The 530-nt window shown below is 39.6% G+C and carries 1 protein-coding gene; it reads left to right on the top strand.

Features of this window, described 5'->3' with window-relative positions:
* Positions 1 to 387, top strand: a 387-nt coding sequence (locus tag HC176_RS15965; protein WP_280818697.1) for a transporter associated domain-containing protein, incomplete at its 5' end; no start/stop codon positions are given.
* Between the last annotated feature and the right edge of the window lie 143 nt (positions 388 to 530).

Here is a 530-nt window from a genome sequence, read left to right as displayed (position 1 = left end):
CTCATTAAAAAACGCAAAAGTATTGCCGTTGTCATCGATGAATACGGCGGTACCAGTGGCATGATGACCGTCGAGGATATTGTGGAAGAATTGTTCGGGGAGATCGAGGATGAACACGATCCGGTGGTGTTGATCGAAGAAAAGCTGGATGATAACCGGTACCTTTTTGCTGCCAGGCTGGAGGTAGATTATCTTAACGAGATCTATAAACTGGATATTCCCATTGAGGAGAATTACGAAACCTTAGGGGGCTACATTTTAGATCATACTGAAGAGATCCCTCCCAAGGATGGAATTGTAGAAATAGACAATTTTACCTTCCACATCAAGGAGGTTTCCAACACCCGTATTGAGCTGGTGGAGGTGATTGTTAATCCGGTCGATTAATTTTAAGTTTTTCCTCACATTTTGAAGATTTATAGTTTTTTAATAAAGCTAAAAACGTTATTTTCGCCCCCTGTATTTCAGAATTAACAACATAGATAATGGCAGTATTAAATCAAATAAGACAACGTTCGGTATTTCTGATC

The organism is Tamlana crocina, from assembly GCF_012037625.1.
Note: the sequence above shows the minus strand (reverse complement) of the source record. Positions and strands in the feature narration are given on the sequence as shown.